The organism is Paraeggerthella sp., assembly GCF_048427265.1.
In the GTDB taxonomy this organism is placed as follows: Bacteria; Actinomycetota; Coriobacteriia; order Coriobacteriales; family Eggerthellaceae; genus Paraeggerthella; species Paraeggerthella hominis.
The window spans coordinates 26,162-45,771 of record NZ_DBFOSR010000117.1; the positions used below are offsets into that span (position 1 = coordinate 26,162).

Sequence of the window (19,610 nt, forward strand, 5' to 3'; positions counted from 1 at the left end):
TAGTCAATGCGGGTCCTGCTCAATTTTGAGAAAACCTATCGGAATTTCCTATAGATCGCAACGAAACCCCGGTCATTTCCTATTGGACACCCTTGCTGCACCTGGGGCACACTGGGACTATTATGACGCGCCGCGTTTCGCGGATATCGCAGCCGAGACGTTGCATGCAGAGGCTAAGGAGGACGTATGGGCACATTGACGCAGGAGGAATTCAAGGGCTTCCTCAAGACCTGCCGCGAGCTCGCCGAGGGGCCTTTTGAAGAAATGCAGAAGGAGGTCGAGGTCACGAACAAGTTCCCGCAGGAGTTCATCGACCTCGCGCGTGACAACAACCTGTATCGCTACGCTCTTCCGGTGGAGTACGGCGGATGGGGCTTTACCGAGAAGGAGATCCTGCAAGTCCAAGAGGAATTCTCTCGCGGCCCCGGCGGCATGCGCATGCACCTGCATTACGCGGCCGACCTCAACTGGCGCATTCTCGACGATTACGGTTGCCCTGAGCTCAAAGCCGAGTACATGCACAAGTTCTGCGACAAAAGCGTGTTCACCTGCTTTGCCCTGACCGAGCAGACCGGCGGTACCGGCGCCGACGTGCATTCCACGGCGGTCAAGGATGCCGACGGCAACTACATCTTGAATGGCGAGAAGTGGCTGATCTCGCACACCGACGTGTCGCAGTTCGCCTACGTCATCGCCGTCACCGATCCCGAGAAGACCGGCGACGAGCGCCTGTCCGCTTTCTTCGTGCCGATGGACGCTCCCGGATTCGAGCTGGTTCCCATGCCTCACATGATGGGCTGCCGCGGCGCCGGGCACGCGGGCTTGAAGTTCACCGATGTGAAGCTGGAGCCGAAGTACCTGCTGGGCGAAGAGGGCCAGGGCATGGAAGTCGCCATGCACTCGCTTGCCATTTCGCGCGTGCACATTGCCGATTCGAACCTGGGAATGTGCCAGCGCATGCTGGACATGTCGCTTGCGCGCGCCCGTGATCGCGTGACGTTCGGCAAGACCATCAACACGCGCCAGGCCATCAAGATGAAGCTTGCGAACATGGCTACGATGACCCATGCGCTTCGCACCATGGTGATCGATTTCGCCGAAGATTACGACCTGGACCATCGCAACCCCTACATCGCCGAGAAAGCGGCCATGTGCAAGCTGTTCTCGATCGATGCGGTCAAGCTCGTGTCCGACGAAATGCTCGAGATATTCGGCGGCGACGGCTACTTCGAAGACTCTCCTTACGGACCGACCGAGCGCCTGTACCGCGACTGCCGCGCGCTTTGGCTGGAGGAGGGGTCTCCCACCATCCAGCGCATCACCATTGCGCGCGAGCTTGAGAAGCACAACGCCCATTTGGAGTACCCGGGCCTTGATTGGATCGCCGGCGGCGATCTGTAGCCTTTCGCGATCATGCTCCTTGTCGCCCCGAGCAGCGCTGAGCCGCTGCTCGGGGTTTTTAGGTTGAGGCTCGGGATCCCGGTGCGGCCGTGCGCTTTTCGAGATTTCGTGCAGAACTTGACCTTGACCGGGCTTCAAGTGGTTCAATGGATTTCGCAATCGAACGACAAGGGAGCGCGCATGGATCAACGCGATTTGCATGAACTGCTCGAGCGAGTGGCGGCGGGGACGGCTTCGGTGGACGACGCGGAGCGAGCGCTGCGCATCGCTCCGTTCACGGATTTGGACTATGCCAAGGTCGATCATCATCGTGGCGTGCGCCAAGGCGTGCCGGAGGTGGTGTACGGCGCGGGAAAGACCGCCCAGCAGATAACGGGCGTGTGCCGTGCCCTTGTCGAGGGCGGCCAGCAGCGCGTGCTGATCACGCGCTTGGACGCCGAGAAGGCTTCGGAGGTTCGCGACAGCCTGGCAAGGGAGGGCGGCTGCGATGCGTTGGCGTTCGCCTATCGAGAGCTGCCCCGCTTGGGTATTCTGGGCGACTTTCCGGAACCCGATGGCAACGGGAGCGTGGTCGTGGCCGCCGCGGGCACGAGCGACCTGCCCGTTGCCGAGGAGGCTGCGGTTACGTCCGAGATGCTGGGCAATCGTGTGACGCGTCTGTACGACGTGGGCGTGGCCGGCCTGCACCGCTTGCTGGCGCATGCCGACGAAATCGCGGCCGCTCGCGTGGTGGTGGCGGTCGCCGGCATGGAGGGAGCCTTGGCAAGCGTGGTGGGAGGGCTTGCATCGTGCCCGGTCATCGCGGTCCCCACCAGCGTGGGCTACGGCGCCAGCTTCGGCGGGGTGGCCGCTCTTCTGGCCATGCTGAACTCATGCGCTTCCGGCGTGTCGGTGGTCAACATCGACAACGGCTTCGGTGCTGGCTACCAAGCGCACCTGATCAACCATACGAAAGCGAGTGCGTGATGAAGACGCTGTTCTGGAATGTACGGGAGAGCGCTACGCGCGTCGCCCTTCTTGAGGCGACCTGCTCCCAGCTTGACGACGAGGCCCGCGGCGCGGTGGAGGAGCGGTGCTGCGCGGCGGGCGTGCCGGACGGGCATTGCCACAATCTGGCCGAGGTGCATGCCGTGGTGGACGCGCTCTGCGCGAGCGATCGCGTGAAGCAGGATCTGCGCAGCGTGTACCGTATCCTTGCCGAAGCCGAAGCGGCGGCTCATGGGTGCACGGTCGATCAGACGCATTTTCACGAAGTCGGCAATGCTGCCGGAATAAGAAACGCGCTCCATATTTGCCTTGCGATCGAAGCGGTCGCGCCCGACGAGATCGTCTGCACGACCGTTCAGACGGGAGAAGGCGTGGTCGCGTGCGCTCACGGCGAGCTGGCCGTTCCCGCGCCGGCTACGGCCGCCATTCTTGCGCGCGGCATTCCCGTTTGCGATTCCAAGCTGCCGGGAGAGCGCTGCACGCCAACGTCCGCGGCGCTCATCTGGCACTTCGCGGATCGTTTCGAGGCGTGAGAATCCGCCGGCTCCGATTAGGGCGCACCCCGGTCGGAGCCGGCGAAGCGATGCTAGTTCAGGAAGTCCTCCAAGATCTCCTGCTCCGCCTCTTCCTCCGTAAGGCCGAGCGTCATGAGCTTGGTGATCTGGTCGCCGGCGATCTTTCCGATGGCCGCCTCGTGCACCAAGATGGCGTCTTCGCTGGCAGCTTCGATGCCGGGGATGGCCGTGACCTTGGCCTTCCCCATGATGATGGCGTCGCACTGCACGTGGCCTCGGCAAGCCGCCTCGCCGATGACCAGCGGATTGAACACCTGCTTCGAGTTGTCCTGCGCGACCGAGCGCGAAATGACCTGCACGCTGGAGTCGTCGCCCTTCAGCTCCACCTTCATGTTCGACGTGGCCGTCTGCTCGTCGTGCGTGAGCAGTTTCTCGATCAGCACGAGCTTCGCGCCTGCAGCCAGCTCGGCGTTCGTGTCGCGCACCGTGGAGGATACGCCGCGCAGCTGCACAAGCTCCATCTCGCAGTGCGAGTTCTCCTCCATGATGACGTTCGTGACGGGGTTCAGGATGCGCTCTCCCGTGCCCGAGCCCTGCCCGTAGTGCTTCTCCACGTACTTCACGCGGCTGTTCTTGCCGCAGTGGAACGTGTGGATGCCGTCGTGCTCGGACGGGGCGTGGCTTTCATTGTGGATGCCGCATCCGGCGATGATGGTGATATCGCAGTCTTCCCCGATGTAGAACGTGTTGTACACCACGTCTTTCAGGCCCGATTGCGTGACGATGACGGGGATGTAAACGGTCTCGCCTTTGGTTCCCGGCGCGATGCGGATGTCGATGCCGGGGTTGTCCGTCTTCGTGGCGATCTCGATGCTCGCCGACGAATGGCGCTCGACGAGCTGCCCGTCTTTGCGGATGTTGAAGGCGCCTTTCGGCATGCCGTGTATATTGGCGATTTCGGCGAGCAAGCCCTCGTCGATAGGGGACAGGTCAACAGCCATGATGGCCTCCTTTGCGGGTGCGAACGGCGCGCGATGGAAACCCGACGCGCGCCGGTTGAGTTAGCAGGTGGTGGGGATCTCCGTGATATGCAGCTCGGTGGGGGTGCTCAGCTTGCAGCCGGGAACGCCCTTCGCCACGAAGCCGAGCGTGGGCATAAGATCCTCGGGCTTGCCGGTTTGGGCGACCTTGCCGTTTTTCAGCAGCACGATCTCGTCGGCAAGCTGAATGATGCGCTCCTGGTGGGAGATGATCACGATAGAGCGCCCGTCGCGCGCTTCATGGATGTCGCGGAACGTTTCAGTCAGGCGGTCGAAGCTCCACAGGTCGATGCCGGCTTCCGGCTCGTCGTAGATGGCCAGCTTCGGGTCGCGCGCCAGGATGGTGGCGATCTCGATGCGCTTCACCTCGCCGCCGGACAGGTTCTTGTCCACTTCGCGCGTGAGGTAGTTCGCGGAGCACAGGCCCACTTTGGCCAGGTATTCGTTGCAAGCGAGCATCGGCAGCTTCTTGCCTGCTGCGATGTCGAGGAGCTTCTTGACTTTCATGCCCTTGAAGCGGGCGGGCTGTTGGAACCCGTAGCCGATTCCCCGCTTGGCGCGCTCGGAGATGGGCAGGTTCGTGATGTCTTCGCCGTCGAGCAGGATCTGTCCGGAGGTGGGCTGTTCGATGCCCATGATAAGCTTGGCAAGCGTCGACTTTCCTCCGCCGTTCGGGCCCGTGATGACCGTGAAGCGGTCGTCGGGGATGCAAAGCGACAGGTCGTCGATGATGCGCTTGGTTTCTTTGGACCCTTCCTGCAAGGGCACCTCGAACGTAAGGTTCTTCAGTTCCAGCATGATGCGCTTCTCCGTCTCTTCTCGTCTAAATGATACTCTATTACTATCATTTAAGCCGGATCTCGTCAAGGCCGGCAGCGCGCAAAACCGCCGTGGTGCGCGCTCTGGTTCCCAACGGTTTATTCTAGCTTGAAATAGCTTTGCGAGCGGCGGGAATGTCATCGAAAAGCGAATACGCCCCCGCTTGCCGATGCAGGCGGGGGCGTGCGAAGCGGTTGGATCTGAGGGGTTTGCGCTATTCGTTCAGCAGGTCGATTACCTGAAATCCTGCAGAGGATCCTTCCAGAAGGTCTTTATTACCGAAGGCGCAGAAAGCTCCGGCTTCGGCAGCGTGGGCCACGGTCCCGGCCAGCTCGCGCACGGCGCGCGCATCGGACGAGATCATCTGATCGCGCGTTTCGCGACGGGCTTGCGGCGTTCTGCCGGCAATCCAGTCGCCGTCTTGACGGCGCACGAGCTGACGCGTTTTGAGCGGCGTGTCGAACCCGGCCACCGTGCTCACCACGTAGCCCTCCATTTCGTCGTCGGTCGGCTCGAACGCGGCCAGCCATGCGGAGGCTCCTGCGAAGCGCTCGAGCGTTTCGTCGAGGTGCGGGTCGCGATAGGAGTAGAACCGCAGGTTTCCGGTGCGCGCCGCCTGAAAGCCCGCGCCGTACGCACCGCCCTTGACGCGCACCTCGTTCCACAGGTAGTCGAACGAAAGCGCTTTCGCAGCTACCTGCCAGGCTCCCGTGTAGCTTGCGCCGAACGAGCGTCGATCGAATCCGAGCGCTGCATAGCACACGTCGGTGGGCACGATGAACGCCTCGTTGCGCACGACGGGATCGGGAACCTGCAGCCGTTCTTCCTGCGCGCCCCTCGCGCGCCCGAGCGCGGCGCCGCAATCCCAGAAGCGGCGGTAGTCGTCCTCGTCTCCCGTGAAGCTGACCAGGCATCCGTCGTCGACGAACAGGCGTGCCGCAAGATCGCCCAAGCGCTGCGAAAGGTCGTGCGCGCGCTCGTCGTAGGAGGCCAGCAGGTCTTTCAAGAAACGGTAGAACTCCACGCCGCCAAGCTGCTCGCGCACGACGCCGGCGGGCAGGTAGTACGATGCCAGCCGAGCCATGGCGCTGGCGTGGCCTGCGGAGGCGAAGCCCTGCTCCATGGCGATGCGGCGCTGCTGCAGCACGTCTTTGATCTTGCCCGTGTCGGAGAAGTCGGTCGTCAGCAGGATTTCGCGCGGAAGGGCAGCCAGGTGCTCCACGTTCTCGGACAGCGAGCTTGCGCTTACCACGAACATCGGGCGGATTGCGCGCGGGTCGTGCTCGTCCTCGTAGATTTCCGAGAAGAAGGACAGGTTGCCCAGCTTGCCGTTCGTGAGCGTGTCCAGCTGCGATGCGGTGCGGGTTGCCGTGTCCAGCTTTCCCAGCACCATGCTCAGGACGGTCACGTAGGGAAGGTCCTCGAAGCGCACGCCCTTGAGGTCGAAGTAGCGGTAGGCGTAGGCGATGCCGTGCGCGGCGGCGCGGTGGCGAAGGCACGGGACAGGCGCGCCTTCCTCCAGGCCGTAGGCCGGCTCGTCCGGCGCGGCCCCGATGTCGGACACGGACAAGCGCGGCAAGGTGGCCAGCGCCTCCGGGGAGTCGGGCTCTTCCTGCAGGCGGCGAAGCTCCGCTTCTTCATCGGCTACGCGGGCGAAGTCCTCGGGCTCCATGCGCGTGGCGACGTTTGCCAGGCGCTCGGCCTCGCAGGCGTCCTCGTTCTCGTCGACGGGCACGATCTCCACTTCGACTCGGTGGTTGTTGGCCAGGAACACGTCGCGGATGAGCTGCTCGAAATAGCCTTCGTTCAGGGCGGTCCGCAAAAACGCGAAGTCGTCCTCGTATCGCAGGTACGACGTTGCCAGCTCGTCGTCGTAGAGCCAGCCGGCCAGCGCGGCTATGGACAGCGCCACGCCGTCGGCCATGCCGAAGTCGCGCTCGCGCATGACGAATTCGGCGCGCGAGAGCGAGGCTTCCACCAGGTTTCGATCCAAGCCCCCGTCGGCCAGCGACTGCAACGCGCCTTCCGCAACGGCCCTGAAGCGCGCGGGGGCGTCGTCCGCCAGCCCCTTGAGCTGGATCACGGCGAAGGGCTGCAGCAGCGAATCGGCGAAGAACGCCTGCACGTCGTCGGCCAGGCCCGCGTCGAGCAGCGCGCGCTTCAGCGGGGCTTCGTTGCTGCCGGCGATGGCGTCGATGAGGATGTCCACGGCCACCATGCGCGTGCGTTCCCTGACGTTGCCGATCACGTATCCAAGCCCCATGCATGCGTTTTCGGGCGCGGTCGCCATCGTGCGACGTATGCCGAGCGCTTCCACGGGCGCCTGTTCGCGCAGTTCGTGCGGTTCGAGCGGCGTATCGCCGGCCGAAAGGCGCGCCTCGTCGCGGGCGGCTTCCTCGTCGGCAACGGGGGAGAGGTAGCGCTCGTCCAAAAACGCCAGCATGGCCTCGAGGTCGAGGTTGCCGTACAGCGTGAGGTAGCTGTTGCTCAGACGGTAGTGGCGGGCGTGCTCGTCGAGGAACTGCTCGTAAGTCAGGTCGGGAATGGCGCGCGGCGTGCCGCCCGACTCGAAGCGATAGGCCGTGTCGGGGAAGAGCGCCGCTTGCAGCTCGTCGTAAAGCACCGAGTTCGGATCGGACAGCGCGCCTTTCATCTCGTTGTACACCACGCCGTTGAGCGCAAGCTCGGGCGCGCCGTCGACGGGGTCGGTCGCTTCGCCGTTTCGATCCGCGCCGCCGGCAAGCTCGTAGTGCCAGCCCTCCTGTTCGAAGATGGCGCGCTTGCGGTAGATCATCGGATGCAGCACCGCGTCCAAGTACACGTCGGCCAGGTTCAGAAGATCCTGGTCGTTCGTGCTGGCTACGGGGTACAGGGTCTTATCGGGGAAGGTCATGGCGTTCAGGAACGTTTGCATGCTGCTTTTCAGCAGGTTGACGAACGGTTCCTTCACCGGGAACTTCTCGGATCCGCACAGCACCGAGTGCTCCAGAATGTGGAACACGCCCGTGTCGTCGGCGGGCGGGGTCTTGAACGCGATGGAGAACGACTTGTTGGCGTCCTCGTTTTTCAGGTACAGCAGCTTCGCGCCGCTCTTTTCATGCACGAGCGTGTAGGCGTCGCCGTCTAGTTCCGGCAGCGGTTCGCACGTGCGCACGGTGAAGCCGTGCAGCTTCTGGTCTTTGGCAAGGTCCATGGCTCGTTTCCGCCTTTCGTTGAAGGTTTCCTCACATTGTCGCACAACGCTTCGCGCGCGTTCGGCTTGCGCGGCGCGTTCACCGCTTTCGCAAATTGTCGCGCCCGCCGCCGTCCGAGCGGCCCCCCTGCGCTGCCCGACGAGCCGTCCGCTGCTCCTTTCGCCGTGCGCGCCGCGCGTTTCGCCTTGCTGCGCCAGCCGGCGATTGCCCCCTTCACAAACCGCGCCGGGAGGGTTAGACTTGCCGCGTACCCGGAACGTCCTATCACGAAAGGCGTCTTTTGACCACGACCGCTTGCAACGCGCTTCTTGCCACCGTCGCTTCTGCGACGGCGTTCGCTTGCGCATGGTGGTGGAACGGAAGAAATCGATCCCGGGTCTCATAGGCTTCTGTTCTCGCATACCAGTCATCAGAAGAGCCCTCGGAGATCCGGGGGCTCTTTTTTGCGCGTCCAGCAAGCATTCGTTTTCCCTGCGGCGTTTGAGCAGGAACCCATTCCAGGAAAGGAACCAGCATGACCGAGCAAGCCCCTTACCGCCTGTACCTGCGCGAAGACCAGATCCCGACCCAATGGTACAACCTGCGGGCCGACATGCCGGAAAAGCCCGAGCCTTTGCGCCTGCCCGACGGTCGCGTGGCCGAAGCCGCCGACCTGGCGCCCGTGTTCTGCGACGAGCTGGTGCGCCAAGAGCTCGACGACGCCACGCCTTGCTTCGACATTCCCGATCCCGTTCGGGAGATGTACCGCATCTACCGGCCTTCGCCGCTGTGCCGCGCCTACAACCTGGAGCGCGCGTTGGGCACGCCCGCGAAGATCTACTACAAGTTCGAGGGCAACAACACGTCGGGCTCGCACAAGCTGAACTCCGCCATCGCGCAGGCGTACTACGCGAAGGCTCAGGATCTCGACGGTATCACCACCGAAACAGGCGCGGGGCAGTGGGGCACGGCGCTTGCGGAGGCCTCGGCGCATTTCGGTCTGAACCTCGACGTGTTCATGGTGAAGTGCTCCTACGAGCAGAAGCCGTTTCGCCGCAACATCATGGAGACGTTCGGCGCGAACGTGACGCCCTCTCCTTCCGACACCACCGAAATCGGCCGCAGGATGCTCTCCGAGCGCCCCGATTCGTCCGGCTCGCTGGGCACCGCCATTTCCGAGGCGGTGGAGCGCGCGCTCAACATTCCGCAGAACAAGGGCCGCTACACTTTGGGAAGCGTGCTCAACCAGGTTGCGCTGCACCAATCCGTCATCGGGCTGGAAAGCTACGCTGCGCTTCAAGAGCTGGGGGAGTACCCGGACGTGGTCGTCGGCTGCGCGGGCGGCGGGTCGAACCTGGCCGGGCTGATCGCGCCGTTCATGCGCGACAAGCTGCGCGGAAGCAGGCCCGATACGCGTTTCGTGGCCGTAGAGCCTGCAAGCTGCCCCAGCTTGACGCGCGGGCGCTTCGCCTACGACTTCGCCGACACGGGCCGCACCTGCCCGATGGCGAAGATGTACACGCTGGGAAACGGATTCCTCCCCAGCCCCGACCACGCCGGAGGGCTGCGCTATCACGGCATGAGCCCCATCGTGTCGAAGCTCAAGCACGACGGCTTTTTGGATGCGGTCGCCGTGAAGCAGACCGATGTGTTCGCCGCTGCCGTGGAGTTCGCGCGGCTTGAGACCATCCTGCCCGCGCCCGAGAGCGCGCACGCCATCTACCAGGCCATGGAGGAAGCGAAGGCGTGCAGGGAGACTAACGAGGAGAAGACCATCCTGTTCTGCTTAACCGGAACCGGCTACTTCGATATGAAGGCGTACGACGCTTACAACAAGGGCGTGCTGGGCGATTACGAGCCCACCGACGAGGAGCTGGCCATCGGCTTCGCCAGCATACCGCGCATCGAGGGGCTGTAGCGCGCGCCGTGGCGCTGGCGGCCGCTCGATGGTACCATGGTCGGCATGACTCTTTTTCATGCCGACCATATCTCGGTCTCCCATGTTCGCGACGGGCGGGCCGTGCCGCTGTTCCACGATGCGTGCTTGCGCTTGGAAGGCGGGCTCATCTACGACTTGACGGGCGCTTCCGGGTCGGGCAAGTCCACGCTTTTGCGCGCGTGCGCGCTCATGATCGCCCGAGACGCCGGCAGCCTGTACTTGCAGGGGCGGTCTTCGGACGGGTTCGGGCCGCAGGAATGGCGGCGGCAGGTGTGCCTCGTGCCGCAGCAACCCGCTCTTGTTGCGGGGACGGTGCGGGACAACCTCGTGTTGCCGTGGCACCTCAAGGTGAACGCCGCGTCCCAGCCTCCGAGCGACGGCGAGCTTGCTCGCTTGCTGTGCCTTGCCGGCCTTGAAGAGGTGGAGCTTTCGCGGGACGCGTCGCGCCTGTCGGGCGGGCAGCAGGCGCGCGTGGCCTTGCTGCGCTCGTTCGCCACGAAGCCGAAGGTCTTTCTGCTCGACGAGGTGGACGCGGCGCTCGATTCCGCTTCCTCGCAGGCGATCAGTCGTTTGACAAGGGATTACGTCGGCTCCGATGCAACGTGCTTGCGCATTCGGCATCGGTCGGCCGACGGGTACGCTGCGGGAACCTATACGCTCGAGGACGGCGCGCTGTCCTACGTTGCGGCGGGAAGCGGGGGTCGTTCGTGAGCGGCGTGGTGGATATCGGGTACGTGGAGCTGTTCGCCGCGAGCGCGCTCATGCTGGTGGCGGGCCTGGTGTCGTGGAAGCTCGAGCTGGGGCAGACGCGGCGCATCGCCGTTTCCGCCGCGCGCATGTTCGCGCAGCTTCTGGCGGCGGGATTCGTGCTCATGTACCTGTTCGAGCACCAGACCTGGTGGATCGTCCTCTTGGCGCTGGCCGTGATGGTGACGGCGGCCACGCAGATTGCAACCTCGCGCGTGAAAAGCTCGGTGCCGGGGCTTCGCGCGGCGGTGTTCGCGTCGCTGTTCTCGTCGTCGATCGCCGTGGGCTTCGTGGTGGTGGAAGGGGTCATGCACGCCGATCCTTGGTACAACGCGCGGCAGCTCATTCCCATTGCGGGCATGATCATCGGAAACGCGATGTCGGCCATCGCGGTTGCCATCGACCGGCTGTTCGCGGACATGGATTCGCGCTCCAACGAGATGTTCGCGCTCGTGGCGCTTGGCGCTACGCCGAAAGAAGCGGCGTTCCCGTCGATCAAGGCCGCTATCGGCGCGGGCATGACGCCGGTGCTGGCCACCATGTCGGCCGCCGGGATCGTTGCCATCCCCGGCATGATGTCCGGCCAGCTTTTGGCGGGAGCCGATCCTCTGGCGGCGGCGAAATACCAGATCGTGGTCATGCTCATGCTGTCGGCGGCCAATACGGTGGCCATCGTTTCGGCCTGCTTTCTCACGTATCGCAAGCGTTTCGCGCCCGATGGATATTATTTGGACAAGGGAATACGTCCCGATAATCCTCTATAATCTTGCTGACGTGAAAGGACGGCTCCGTGGCTTCTGGCGATACCAAATTCTCCCATATCACCGTTAACGCTGACGACGATGACGATTTCGTGATCCAGGCGGGCCTTCGCCCGTCCGCGCCTGCCCCCGAGCCCGCCCAAACGGACGGCGCGGTGCCGTCCGAGCCCTCTTTCGACGCGCCTTCTTCGACCGAGGACGAGCGGGAGGCGTCGGCGGCCGACGACGCGAGGCCTTCGAGCGCAGGCTCGAAGAGTTCGAAGAAGGGCTACCGCGAGACGACCGCGGAAGACCTTGAGGTCGAACCGATGTCCGCGATGCAGAAGATCATCATCGCGGTGGCGCTTCTGGCCATCGTCGGCTTCATTGCGTACTATGTACTCTTTATGCGCTAGCGAATGCGCCTGCGCCCAGTAGGAAGGTGCTTCGATGCCCAAACACGCTGCAAACGAACCCAACGGCACTTCGAGCCACAAAGACGATTTCGCCTCCGATGAGCGGATCGGCCTGACCGAGGCGTTCTCCCCGGTGAGCGCGGCGGTCGATCCTACAGAGGACCGCTCTGACGAAGAGGGGCGAATCGGCCTGACCGAGGCGTTCGCTCCCGTGGCTGACGGCGCCCACGCAGGCGGCTTCAGCTACCGCGGGGACAACGCCGACGAATACCCCGACGCCTTCGAGAGCCTTGAGCCCGTGGAGGCGCCTCCCTTGCTGTTCGGGGACGATCCCGTTGCGGTCCAGCCCGAACCGGCCAAGGGCAAGCACGGCAAGAAGGATAAGCCCTTCGTTCCGCCCCATCAGCGCAAGTCCCGTCGCATGCGCAAGATTCTCATCGCCATTGTCATCCTGCTGATCCTGCTCATGGGCGCGCTGTGCTTTTTCGTGTGGCAGTGGTTCGAGGAGAGCAGGCTGGTGGCCGCTCAGCAAGCTCAAGAGCAGCAAAGCGCCCAGGAAGTCGGCGCTATGCAGCAAAGCCAGAGCGAAACCAAGGACGCCAGCACCACCGTGGCGAAGAAGACGCAGGTCCCCTCGCTCACGTCGCTGCTTGGCATGACGAAGGACGAGGCCGTGACGGCGCTCAAGCGCGGCGCGACCGAAACCAGCTCCAAGGAGGTCAACGAGGAGGGCAACCCCGTCAAGACCAACGTAACGGTGGCGCTTACCGACGAGCCTGCCGATACGCGTTCGGGCACGCCTACGGTGTACCTGGGCCTGAACGAAGAGGGCAAGGTCATTCAAGCCGGCTACTCGGCGGCCACCGCATCGCTTGGCTACGGCTCGCTGAGCTTCGTCGATGCTGTGAAAAACGAGCACATTGTAGAGAAAACGCTGCAGGAGGCCGGCGTGAGCGTGCCGGAGGGTTCCGTGGAGCTGCCGTCCGACAAGTCGACGTACTCCGAGTACGCCAGCGACGGCACGACGCTCGTGAAGGAAACGTGCTCCTTCTCGGGCACCGTGGAGTTCGGCGGCGCGCCCCATCAGTGGTCGAGCGTTCTTCTGTACAACTACTCGACGGCGAACACCTCGGGCAACTTGGCCGACACCATCCGCATCATCTACGTGTACATCAACGCGTAAGAACTCGCCCTGCGACGACAAGGACGGACTCTGCGAAAACGCCGCCGCTTCGAGGCGGCGTTTTTCGTTCTCTCATTGATTTCGTCTACGCTTACCGTTAGAGTTAGGGCAATCGACTTTCATCGGGAAAGGGGTCCTATGATCGATCGCGACGCGTTTGGGCGCATGCTGGACGAAAGCGCCCGCTTGCTGCTGGAGAACGCCGAGGTGCTAAGCGACATCGATTCCAAATTCGGCGACGGGGATCACGGCATCACCATCACCAAGATAGCCAAGCTCGTCCAAGAGCAGGTTGCGGGGTGGGATCCCGACCAGTCGATCAAAGACTTCCTCGATGATCTGGGCATGGCCGCCATGGCGGTGCGCGGGGGATCGGCCGGCCCGCTTTACGGCACGATGATCGGCGGCTTGGGCGTCCATCTTGCCGACGACGAGAGCGCTATCGATGCGGATGCAGCGCGCCGAATGTTCGCCGGCTGCTTGGCCGAGATGCAGGATATCACGAATGCCCAGGTGGGGGACAAGACCATGATGGACGCGCTCATTCCTGCGGTCGAGGCGGCGCAGACGTGCGCTTCGGACGATCCGGCTGCGGTGTTCGCTGCGGCGGCCGAGGCGGCCGAGGCCGGCGCGAAGGCGAGCGAGGGCTTCGCTTCCAAATTCGGTCGCGCGCGCAGTTACGGTGATCAGACTATCGGCACGCCCGACGCGGGCGCCGTCTCAACTTCGTTGTTCTTGCGCGGTCTCGCCGGGGGCGTGTCGCACTGATTCAGGAATCGGGCCTGCTGCCGAGCGCAGCGGGCCTTTCTTTTCCATCGTCCATCTTGCAAGGAGGAGCACTATGAGCATGAAGAAGTTCATCAACGACCCCGAGGATCTTACCGCGGAACTGCTCGAAGGCCTGGCCTTGGCCAATTCCGACATCCTCGAACTGGGCGAGGATAACATGGTGATCAACAAGAAGCTGGCCGAAGCCGACCGCGTGACCATCGTCACGCAGGGCGGAAGCGGACACGAGCCGGCTATCGAGGGCTTCGTGGGCGAGGGCATGGTCGACATCGACGTGGTGGGCGACATCTTCGCCGCGCCCGGCCCGCAGGCGTGCGTCGACGCCATCAAGCTGGCCGACAAGGGCAAGGGCGTGCTCTACATCGTGCTCAACCATGCGGGCGACATGCTGACGGGCAACATGACCATGAAGCAGTGCAAGAAGCAGGGCTTGAACGTGGTGAAGGTGGTCACGCAGGAAGACATCGCCAACGCCCCGCGCGAAAACGGCGACGATCGCCGCGGCCTGGTGGGATGCATCCCCACGTACAAGATCGCAGGAGCCGCAGCCGCCGAGGGCATGAGCTTGGAAGAGGTGGCCGCCGTCGCGCAGCGCTTCGCCGACAACATGGCCACGCTGGCGGTGGCCGTGCGCGGTGCCACCCATCCTCAGACGGGAACGCTGCTTGCCGAGCTCGAGGACGACGAGATGGAAATCGGCATGGGTCAGCATGGCGAGGAAGGCGGCGGCCGTCAGCCGATGAAGTCCGCCGACGAAACCGCGGCCATCATGGTGAACGCGCTGGTAAACGACATCGGCATCAAGCCGGGCGAGCGCGTCATGCTGATCATCAACGGCTCGGGCGCTACGACGCTCATGGAGCAGCTTATCGTGTACCGCGCCGCGGTCAAGGAGCTGGCGAAGCAGGATATCGAGGTGGTCGCGAACTTCGTCGGCGAGATGCTGACCGTTCAGGAGCAGGCCGGCTTCCAGATGTTCATGGCCCGCATGGACGACGAGCTGCTGCGTCTATGGAACGCCCCCTGCAACACGCCGTACCTCAAGAAGTAGGGGCCGGTATGCTCACTTCCATGAGTGCCGTCCTTGATTGGGCGGAGGAGCGCGGTTGCGCGGCGGCGGCGTTCGACACGCCGAACCTCGAGCTTTTGCTGGCGGCCATCGCGGCTGCCGAGGCCCGCAACGAGCCGGTCATCATCCAGCACGCTCAACTGCACGAGCACGAGACGTCCATCGACGTGATCGGGCCCGTTATGGTTGCGCGCGCCAAGGCCGCGCGGGTGCCCGTGTGCGTCATGCTTGATCACGGCGAAGACCTCGACTATGTGAAACGTGCGCTCGATCTGGGATTTTCTGCCATCATGATCGATGGATCGCAGCTGCCGTACCAGGAAAACGTCGCGCTCACGCGGGCGGCGGTGGAACTGGCGCGCCGGTACGGGGCCGACGTAGAGGCCGAGATCGGGTTCACCACGGGCCACGAAGGGCTTGAAGATGCCGACGACGACCGCGAGAACGTGTACACCGATCCTGCGCAGGCCGCTCGCTTCGTGGCCGATACGGGCATCGATGCGCTGGCTGCCAGCGTAGGCACCGTGCACGGCTTCTATCAGGCTGATCCGCAGCTTGACCTCGATCGCATAGCCGAGCTCAAGCGCGTCTGCGGCGTCCCGCTCGTCATGCACGGCGGCAGCGGGCTTTCGCGCGAGGACACGCGCGCGGCCATTGCGGCCGGCATTCGCAAGATCAACTATTTCAGCTACATGAGCAATGCGGGCGTGCGTGCCGTGGAGGCGCTCATCGCCGAATCGCACCCCAAGTACTTCCATGCATTGGCCAATGCGGCAACGAAGGCCATGCAAGCCGATGCCGAGGCCGCCATGGACATGTTCTCCATGGCTCCGTCGGCCTGACGCTGCGAACGACCCGAGACGAGAGGAAACCAGGATGACTGCAACCTATATGCACATCGGCATTCCCATCACGGAGAAAAAGCCGAACATGACCTACAACGAGGACATGAAGTTCTGGGTGTCCAACGTGGACGATTACGACATGAAGATCGAGTACCTGAAGTTCGAGGAGGGCACGCCTTTCCCCGAAGAGCTGCACCGTCGCTGGCACGTTGCTTACGCGGTGGACGATCTGGACCGCTACGTCGAGCAGGCCGATCGTGCTATCTGCGGGCCTATGGATGCGGGTCCGGGGGTTCGCCTTGCGTTTGTCGAGATGGACGGCGCCGTCATCGAGCTGTACGAAGATAAGAACTAGCGTCGAGCCCGGTCCTCGCAGCAGCGAAGACCGGGCTTTTCTTTTTTTGGGAGGGGCGCGAAAAGGAGCGCGCTGCCCGAGCGCGGTTCGCTATTCGGCTTCTTCGGCCTGACGGACGGTTTGCACGCTTTCCAGCGATATGGTGGGAATGCGCACGAACATGAGGTAGACCAGAAATGCCGCCACGCACCCCAGGATGCCCCAGACGAGGGGCTTTTGAACCAGAAGCGCGCTCGCGCCCATAACGACGAACGATACCGTGAGGATGCGGACCTTGGTTGCGGCCGGTATGCCGCCGGCTTCCTTGAACGCCGCAACATAGGATTTGTAGACCCTCGTCGAAACGATCCACGCATGGCAGCGCGGAGAAGACTTGGCGAACAGGAACGTGGCCAGCAGAAGCAGGGGCGTGGTGGGAAGCACGGGGATGAACACGCCGACGCAACCCAGGATGCAGGCGATCCAGGCTCCGGCGAGCATGAGGATTCGGGTCAAGCGGCTCATGGGTTCCTTCCGTCGAACGATGTGCTCGCCAAAGGGCGGGAGGCTTATTCGATGCCGCGAGTATAGCAAACATGACGTGCGCCGCATACGGGGTTTTACCCCAGGGGTCCATAACCTCTATGAATCTCCTGGTGTTTTTCGGGCGCTTCTTTTATTCTGTCGGTCGGCCAGGATCTGGGAAATGCGTCGTCCCGAACGAAGAAGGGGATACGCAAAAAAAGTTGCAAGTCGCATATTGTATTTGGCTTGCGCTGTGCTATTATATACAGGCTGTTTACACAAGCGAGGGGAAACCCTCCACCTGTTTCGGCGCTTCGGCAGCTGACGGGTCGCTCGAATATTCGGCTTCACAGCCTGATCGAAAAGCGAAACCCGCAAGCTCTCGGAGCTGCGGGTTTTTTATTGACGCGCGAAAGCGCGCTAGAAAGGGAGGTGAGCGCGATAGCTGCTCAGGAGCCTCGGCTCAACGAACAAATCAACGTGCGCGAGTGCCGGTTGATCGGGTTCGACGGGACGCAGATGGGTATTTACGTCACATCTGAGGCCCAGCGAATCGCCGATAACGAGGGCCTTGACTTGGTCGAGATCGCCCCGAACGCCGACCCGCCCGTGTGCCGCATCATGGATTACGGCAAGTTCAAGTACGACCAGGCCATCAAGGCGAAGCAGGCTCGCAAGAACCAGAGCAAGATCGAGACCAAGGAAATGAAGTTCCGCCCGAAGATCGACGTGGGCGACTACACCACGAAGAAGAAGCACGTTCTGCGCTTCCTCGACGGCGGCAACAAGGTCAAGATCACCATCATGTTCCGCGGCCGCGAAATGGCGCACCCGGAGCAGGGCCTCACCATCCTGGAGCGGCTGGCCGACGATCTGAAGGACGTAGCGGTCATCGAGACCCAGCCTAAGATGGAAGGCCGCAACATGCACATGCTCATCGCCCCGTTGCCTGCAGCGACGTTGGCGAAGAAAAAGAAAGAGAACGAGAAGAAAGAAGAAGGGAAGGACGAAGGCAATGCCTAAGATGAAGACCCATCGCGGCACCGCGAAGCGTTTCCGCGTTACCGGCTCCGGCAAGATCATGCGCTCCAAGGCTTTCAAGAGCCACATCATGACGAAGAAGAGCCAGAAGCGTAAGCGTAATTTCCGTCATGAGACCGAAGTGGCCAAGGCCGATAACAAGGTTATCGCGCGTAATCTCGGCCTTCGCTAGTCTAAAAGGAGCAGTGATACAACATGCCTCGTGTTAAGCGCGCAGTCAGCGCCCACAAGAAGCGTCGTACCGTCCTTAATCGTGCCAAGGGCTATTACGGTGCAAAGTCCCGTTCTTATCGTGCCGCGAAGGAACAGGTGCAGCATTCGCTGCAGTACATGTACCGCGACCGTCGTAACAAGAAGCGCGAGATCCGTCGTCTGTGGATCACCCGCATCAACGCGGCCGCTCGCCTGAACGGCCTGAGCTACTCGGTGCTGATGAACGGCCTCAAGAAGGCTGGCGTGCAGCTGGACCGCAAGGTGCTTTCCGATATGGCCATCAACGATCCCGAGGCGTTTGCCGCCGTGGTCGAGGTTGCCAAGAAGGCCCTGTAGCTTTTAGTTTCGCCGACCTACCGGTCGGCGAAACGGCTTAATGCTGAGAAGCCCCCGATCGCTCGGGGGCTTCTTGTGTTCTAGCGCCGCAACCGATGAGGTGCGCTTGCGCCCTGCACGAACGAAAGGCCCCGGAGCGGGGCCTTTCGTTCGTTTCGAGGATAAAGGGAAACCGTGCGGGTCTTTCCGTTCCCGTGTCGAACAGCATGCCTGAGACGGGGTGCGAAGCTGCAACGGGGTCGACCCTTGCGGTCGCCTTGCGCGGTTTACGCCTCTACGACGTCAAGTTCCTCTTCATCGCTTTCGTCCGAGCCGATCAAGGTGCGCGCCAGGTAGACTTCGGCCGCATGGCGCGCGGTACCGCCCCTGTTGGGCACCACTTCGATGTCGACGGCGCGCAGCGCTTCCGCGGCTTCGCGCTCGATCGTTCCGGTTATGAGCACCCGGACGTCAAGCTCGTGCAGAAGGGAGGCAAGACGGTTCGGGGGAAAGAGTGGGTTCGGCATGTTCTGACATTCAACGATGACGCCGCGCTCGATTCTGTAGCAGGTGAAGCTGGCACACTTCCCGAACACGGGAGATACCTTCAGGCCTTCGCTAGCCACGGCTATGCGCATCTCGTTCCTTTCTTCGATTCGTTGCGCCTACGATACCGTTATTCGCGCAAGCCAAGTTCGCTCTTTCGCCCAACGGGGATAAATAGTAAGCTGAACGACATGGATACTGAATCTTTTCTCACAACGGACGTTGCGATTATCGGTGCGGGCGTGGCGGGCGCTTGCGTGGCGCGCGAACTTGTTCGCTGGCGGGTTCGCGTCACGGTTCTCGAAGCGGGAAACGATGTGGCGTGCGGTGCAACGCGCGCGAATTCGGGGATCGTGCATGCCGGCTACGATCCTGCTCCCGGTACGCTCAAGGCGCGGTTCAATGCACGGGGTTCGCAACTGTTCTCCCGCTGGGCCGATGAATTGGGATTTTCGTATCGTCGGAACGGGTCGATGGTGCTCGCGTTCTCCGACGAGGAACTGGCCGCGGTGCGTCAGCTGGTTGAGCGGGCTGCCCGAAACGGCATCGAAGGGGTGCGCGAGCTCGATGCGGCTGCCGTGCGCGCGCTCGAGCCCTCCGTCTCGTCGCAGGTTCGCGGCGGCTTGCTTGCCGAAACGGGCGCTATATGCGATCCCTACGAGGTGGCGCTGTTCGCTGCCGAGCAGGCGGCTCTGCATGGCGCTGCCTTTCTGTTCGAGCAGAGCGTGACGGGCCTCGATCGCTTGACCGCTGAGGAGCAAGCAGCGGCGGAGCGCGTTGCCGAGCGGCGCGGGCAGGTGCGCCGAAGCGCTGCTCCGTATCGGTACCGCGTGAGCACCGCTGGCGGGCTGACGATGGCAGCGCGCGCGGTGGTGAACGCTGCCGGCGTGTTCTCCGACGAGATCAACAACATGGTCAGCGCCCGCAAGCTGCGCATCGTGGCGCGACGGGGCGAGTACTGCCTGTACGACAC

Annotated in this window: 22 protein-coding genes; 16 read left to right on the top strand and 6 right to left on the bottom strand. The window is 63.0% G+C overall.

The annotated features are described in order from the left end of the window. Window positions 1-186: 186 nt before the first annotated feature. The 3 genes from ACMNI9_RS10240 to larC all read left to right on the top strand — a co-directional run bounded on the left by ACMNI9_RS10240 (window position 187) and on the right by larC (window position 2,921). Window positions 187-1,401 (top strand): acyl-CoA dehydrogenase family protein, encoded by a 1,215-nt coding sequence (locus ACMNI9_RS10240; protein WP_216529867.1) that lies wholly within the window; start codon window positions 187-189, stop codon window positions 1,399-1,401. A gap of 180 nt (window positions 1,402-1,581) precedes the next feature. Continuing rightward, window positions 1,582-2,367 (top strand): nickel pincer cofactor biosynthesis protein LarB, encoded by a 786-nt coding sequence (larB, locus tag ACMNI9_RS10245; RefSeq protein WP_418831952.1) that lies wholly within the window; start codon window positions 1,582-1,584, stop codon window positions 2,365-2,367. Further along, on the top strand, window positions 2,367-2,921 hold the full coding sequence (larC, locus tag ACMNI9_RS10250) for a nickel insertion protein (RefSeq protein WP_418831976.1): 555 nt from the start codon (window positions 2,367-2,369) through the stop codon (window positions 2,919-2,921). The genes larB and larC overlap by 1 nt, the downstream gene beginning before the upstream one ends. A 53-nt stretch (window positions 2,922-2,974) precedes the next feature. Here larC and ACMNI9_RS10255 read toward each other — a convergent pair whose 3' ends face one another. The 4 genes from ACMNI9_RS10255 to ACMNI9_RS10270 all read right to left on the bottom strand — a co-directional run bounded on the left by ACMNI9_RS10255 (window position 2,975) and on the right by ACMNI9_RS10270 (window position 8,472). Further along, window positions 2,975-3,904: a SufB/SufD family protein gene (locus ACMNI9_RS10255; RefSeq protein WP_114567455.1), complete on the bottom strand. Its 930-nt coding sequence runs from the start codon at window positions 3,902-3,904 to the stop codon at window positions 2,975-2,977. A 60-nt stretch (window positions 3,905-3,964) separates the two neighbouring features. Further along, window positions 3,965-4,741 (bottom strand): ABC transporter ATP-binding protein, encoded by a 777-nt coding sequence (locus ACMNI9_RS10260; RefSeq protein WP_114567454.1) that lies wholly within the window; start codon window positions 4,739-4,741, stop codon window positions 3,965-3,967. A gap of 235 nt (window positions 4,742-4,976) precedes the next feature. Next, window positions 4,977-7,955 (bottom strand): insulinase family protein, encoded by a 2,979-nt coding sequence (locus ACMNI9_RS10265; RefSeq protein ID WP_418831954.1) that lies wholly within the window; start codon window positions 7,953-7,955, stop codon window positions 4,977-4,979. Window positions 7,956-8,220: 265 nt separating this feature from the next. Continuing rightward, on the bottom strand, window positions 8,221-8,472 hold the full coding sequence (locus ACMNI9_RS10270) for a hypothetical protein (RefSeq protein WP_418831956.1): 252 nt from the start codon (window positions 8,470-8,472) through the stop codon (window positions 8,221-8,223). Here ACMNI9_RS10270 and ACMNI9_RS10275 point away from each other — a divergent pair. The 9 genes from ACMNI9_RS10275 (at window position 8,471) to ACMNI9_RS10315 (ending at window position 16,018) form a co-directional block, all read left to right on the top strand. Next, window positions 8,471-9,853: a TrpB-like pyridoxal phosphate-dependent enzyme gene (locus tag ACMNI9_RS10275; RefSeq protein ID WP_418831958.1), complete on the top strand. Its 1,383-nt coding sequence runs from the start codon at window positions 8,471-8,473 to the stop codon at window positions 9,851-9,853. The two genes, ACMNI9_RS10270 and ACMNI9_RS10275, sit on opposite strands and share 2 nt — an antisense overlap. 45 nt (window positions 9,854-9,898) lie before the next feature. After that, a complete protein-coding gene (locus ACMNI9_RS10280; protein ID WP_418831959.1) occupies window positions 9,899-10,585 on the top strand; it encodes an ABC transporter ATP-binding protein in 687 nt (228 codons plus the stop codon). After that, window positions 10,582-11,385 (top strand): ABC transporter permease, encoded by an 804-nt coding sequence (locus ACMNI9_RS10285; protein ID WP_418831961.1) that lies wholly within the window; start codon window positions 10,582-10,584, stop codon window positions 11,383-11,385. The genes ACMNI9_RS10280 and ACMNI9_RS10285 overlap by 4 nt, the downstream gene beginning before the upstream one ends. Before the next feature lie 26 nt (window positions 11,386-11,411). Next, window positions 11,412-11,777, top strand: coding sequence for an SURF2 Surfeit locus protein 2 (locus tag ACMNI9_RS10290; protein WP_216529873.1), 366 nt, complete (start codon window positions 11,412-11,414; stop codon window positions 11,775-11,777). A 34-nt stretch (window positions 11,778-11,811) separates the two neighbouring features. Next, window positions 11,812-12,960 carry a histone-lysine N-methyltransferase gene (locus tag ACMNI9_RS10295; protein ID WP_418831963.1) on the top strand — a complete coding sequence of 383 codons (1,149 nt, stop codon included), beginning with the start codon at window positions 11,812-11,814 and terminating at the stop codon, window positions 12,958-12,960. A gap of 138 nt (window positions 12,961-13,098) precedes the next feature. Beyond that, entirely contained in the window at window positions 13,099-13,728 is a 630-nt protein-coding gene (locus ACMNI9_RS10300) for a DAK2 domain-containing protein (RefSeq protein WP_418831964.1), read from the top strand. Between the two features lie 73 nt (window positions 13,729-13,801). After that, a complete protein-coding gene (locus ACMNI9_RS10305) occupies window positions 13,802-14,800 on the top strand; it encodes a dihydroxyacetone kinase subunit DhaK (RefSeq protein WP_114567446.1) in 999 nt (332 codons plus the stop codon). An 8-nt stretch (window positions 14,801-14,808) separates the two neighbouring features. Then, window positions 14,809-15,660, top strand: coding sequence for a class II fructose-bisphosphate aldolase (locus tag ACMNI9_RS10310; protein ID WP_418831966.1), 852 nt, complete (start codon window positions 14,809-14,811; stop codon window positions 15,658-15,660). 34 nt (window positions 15,661-15,694) lie between these two features. Then, window positions 15,695-16,018, top strand: coding sequence for a VOC family protein (locus tag ACMNI9_RS10315; protein WP_114567444.1), 324 nt, complete (start codon window positions 15,695-15,697; stop codon window positions 16,016-16,018). 90 nt (window positions 16,019-16,108) lie between these two features. Here the strand turns inward: ACMNI9_RS10315 and ACMNI9_RS10320 are convergent, their stop codons facing one another. Further along, complete coding sequence (locus tag ACMNI9_RS10320) at window positions 16,109-16,522, bottom strand: YbaN family protein (RefSeq protein WP_216529877.1); 414 nt, start codon at window positions 16,520-16,522, stop codon at window positions 16,109-16,111. A 432-nt stretch (window positions 16,523-16,954) separates the two neighbouring features. Between ACMNI9_RS10320 and infC the strand changes: the two genes are divergently transcribed. Genes infC through rplT form a run of 3 tightly spaced genes read left to right on the top strand, consistent with a single transcriptional unit; the run spans window position 16,955 to window position 18,112 of the window. Further along, entirely contained in the window at window positions 16,955-17,545 is a 591-nt protein-coding gene (infC, locus tag ACMNI9_RS10325; RefSeq protein ID WP_181792600.1) for a translation initiation factor IF-3, read from the top strand. Then, window positions 17,538-17,735: a 50S ribosomal protein L35 gene (gene rpmI / locus ACMNI9_RS10330; RefSeq protein ID WP_114567441.1), complete on the top strand. Its 198-nt coding sequence runs from the start codon at window positions 17,538-17,540 to the stop codon at window positions 17,733-17,735. The genes infC and rpmI overlap by 8 nt, the downstream gene beginning before the upstream one ends. Window positions 17,736-17,758: 23 nt before the next feature. Continuing rightward, on the top strand, window positions 17,759-18,112 hold the full coding sequence (gene rplT / locus ACMNI9_RS10335; RefSeq protein ID WP_114567440.1) for a 50S ribosomal protein L20: 354 nt from the start codon (window positions 17,759-17,761) through the stop codon (window positions 18,110-18,112). Between the two features lie 266 nt (window positions 18,113-18,378). On the opposite strand, the gene ACMNI9_RS10340 is transcribed toward rplT, so the two are convergent. Continuing rightward, window positions 18,379-18,729, bottom strand: coding sequence for a NifB/NifX family molybdenum-iron cluster-binding protein (locus ACMNI9_RS10340; RefSeq protein WP_114567439.1), 351 nt, complete (start codon window positions 18,727-18,729; stop codon window positions 18,379-18,381). 99 nt (window positions 18,730-18,828) lie between these two features. On the opposite strand from ACMNI9_RS10340, the gene ACMNI9_RS10345 reads away from it, so the two are divergent. Then, the coding region (locus tag ACMNI9_RS10345) for an NAD(P)/FAD-dependent oxidoreductase (protein WP_418831970.1) at window positions 18,829-19,610 on the top strand (782 nt) is incomplete at its 3' end.

Coding starts and splice junctions, on each gene's coding strand:
- ACMNI9_RS10240 (WP_216529867.1), top strand. CDS start 187: ATGGGCACATTGACGCAGGAGGAATTCAAGGGCTTCCTCAAGACCTGC.
- larB (WP_418831952.1), top strand. CDS start 1,582: ATGGATCAACGCGATTTGCATGAACTGCTCGAGCGAGTGGCGGCGGGG.
- larC (WP_418831976.1), top strand. CDS start 2,367: ATGAAGACGCTGTTCTGGAATGTACGGGAGAGCGCTACGCGCGTCGCC.
- ACMNI9_RS10255 (WP_114567455.1), bottom strand. CDS start 3,904: ATGGCTGTTGACCTGTCCCCTATCGACGAGGGCTTGCTCGCCGAAATC.
- ACMNI9_RS10260 (WP_114567454.1), bottom strand. CDS start 4,741: ATGCTGGAACTGAAGAACCTTACGTTCGAGGTGCCCTTGCAGGAAGGG.
- ACMNI9_RS10265 (WP_418831954.1), bottom strand. CDS start 7,955: ATGGACCTTGCCAAAGACCAGAAGCTGCACGGCTTCACCGTGCGCACG.
- ACMNI9_RS10275 (WP_418831958.1), top strand. CDS start 8,471: ATGACCGAGCAAGCCCCTTACCGCCTGTACCTGCGCGAAGACCAGATC.
- ACMNI9_RS10270 (WP_418831956.1), bottom strand. CDS start 8,472: ATGCTGGTTCCTTTCCTGGAATGGGTTCCTGCTCAAACGCCGCAGGGA.
- ACMNI9_RS10280 (WP_418831959.1), top strand. CDS start 9,899: ATGACTCTTTTTCATGCCGACCATATCTCGGTCTCCCATGTTCGCGAC.
- ACMNI9_RS10295 (WP_418831963.1), top strand. CDS start 11,812: ATGCCCAAACACGCTGCAAACGAACCCAACGGCACTTCGAGCCACAAA.
- ACMNI9_RS10300 (WP_418831964.1), top strand. CDS start 13,099: ATGATCGATCGCGACGCGTTTGGGCGCATGCTGGACGAAAGCGCCCGC.
- ACMNI9_RS10305 (WP_114567446.1), top strand. CDS start 13,802: ATGAGCATGAAGAAGTTCATCAACGACCCCGAGGATCTTACCGCGGAA.
- ACMNI9_RS10310 (WP_418831966.1), top strand. CDS start 14,809: ATGCTCACTTCCATGAGTGCCGTCCTTGATTGGGCGGAGGAGCGCGGT.
- ACMNI9_RS10315 (WP_114567444.1), top strand. CDS start 15,695: ATGACTGCAACCTATATGCACATCGGCATTCCCATCACGGAGAAAAAG.
- ACMNI9_RS10320 (WP_216529877.1), bottom strand. CDS start 16,522: ATGAGCCGCTTGACCCGAATCCTCATGCTCGCCGGAGCCTGGATCGCC.
- rpmI (WP_114567441.1), top strand. CDS start 17,538: ATGCCTAAGATGAAGACCCATCGCGGCACCGCGAAGCGTTTCCGCGTT.
- rplT (WP_114567440.1), top strand. CDS start 17,759: ATGCCTCGTGTTAAGCGCGCAGTCAGCGCCCACAAGAAGCGTCGTACC.
- ACMNI9_RS10340 (WP_114567439.1), bottom strand. CDS start 18,729: ATGCGCATAGCCGTGGCTAGCGAAGGCCTGAAGGTATCTCCCGTGTTC.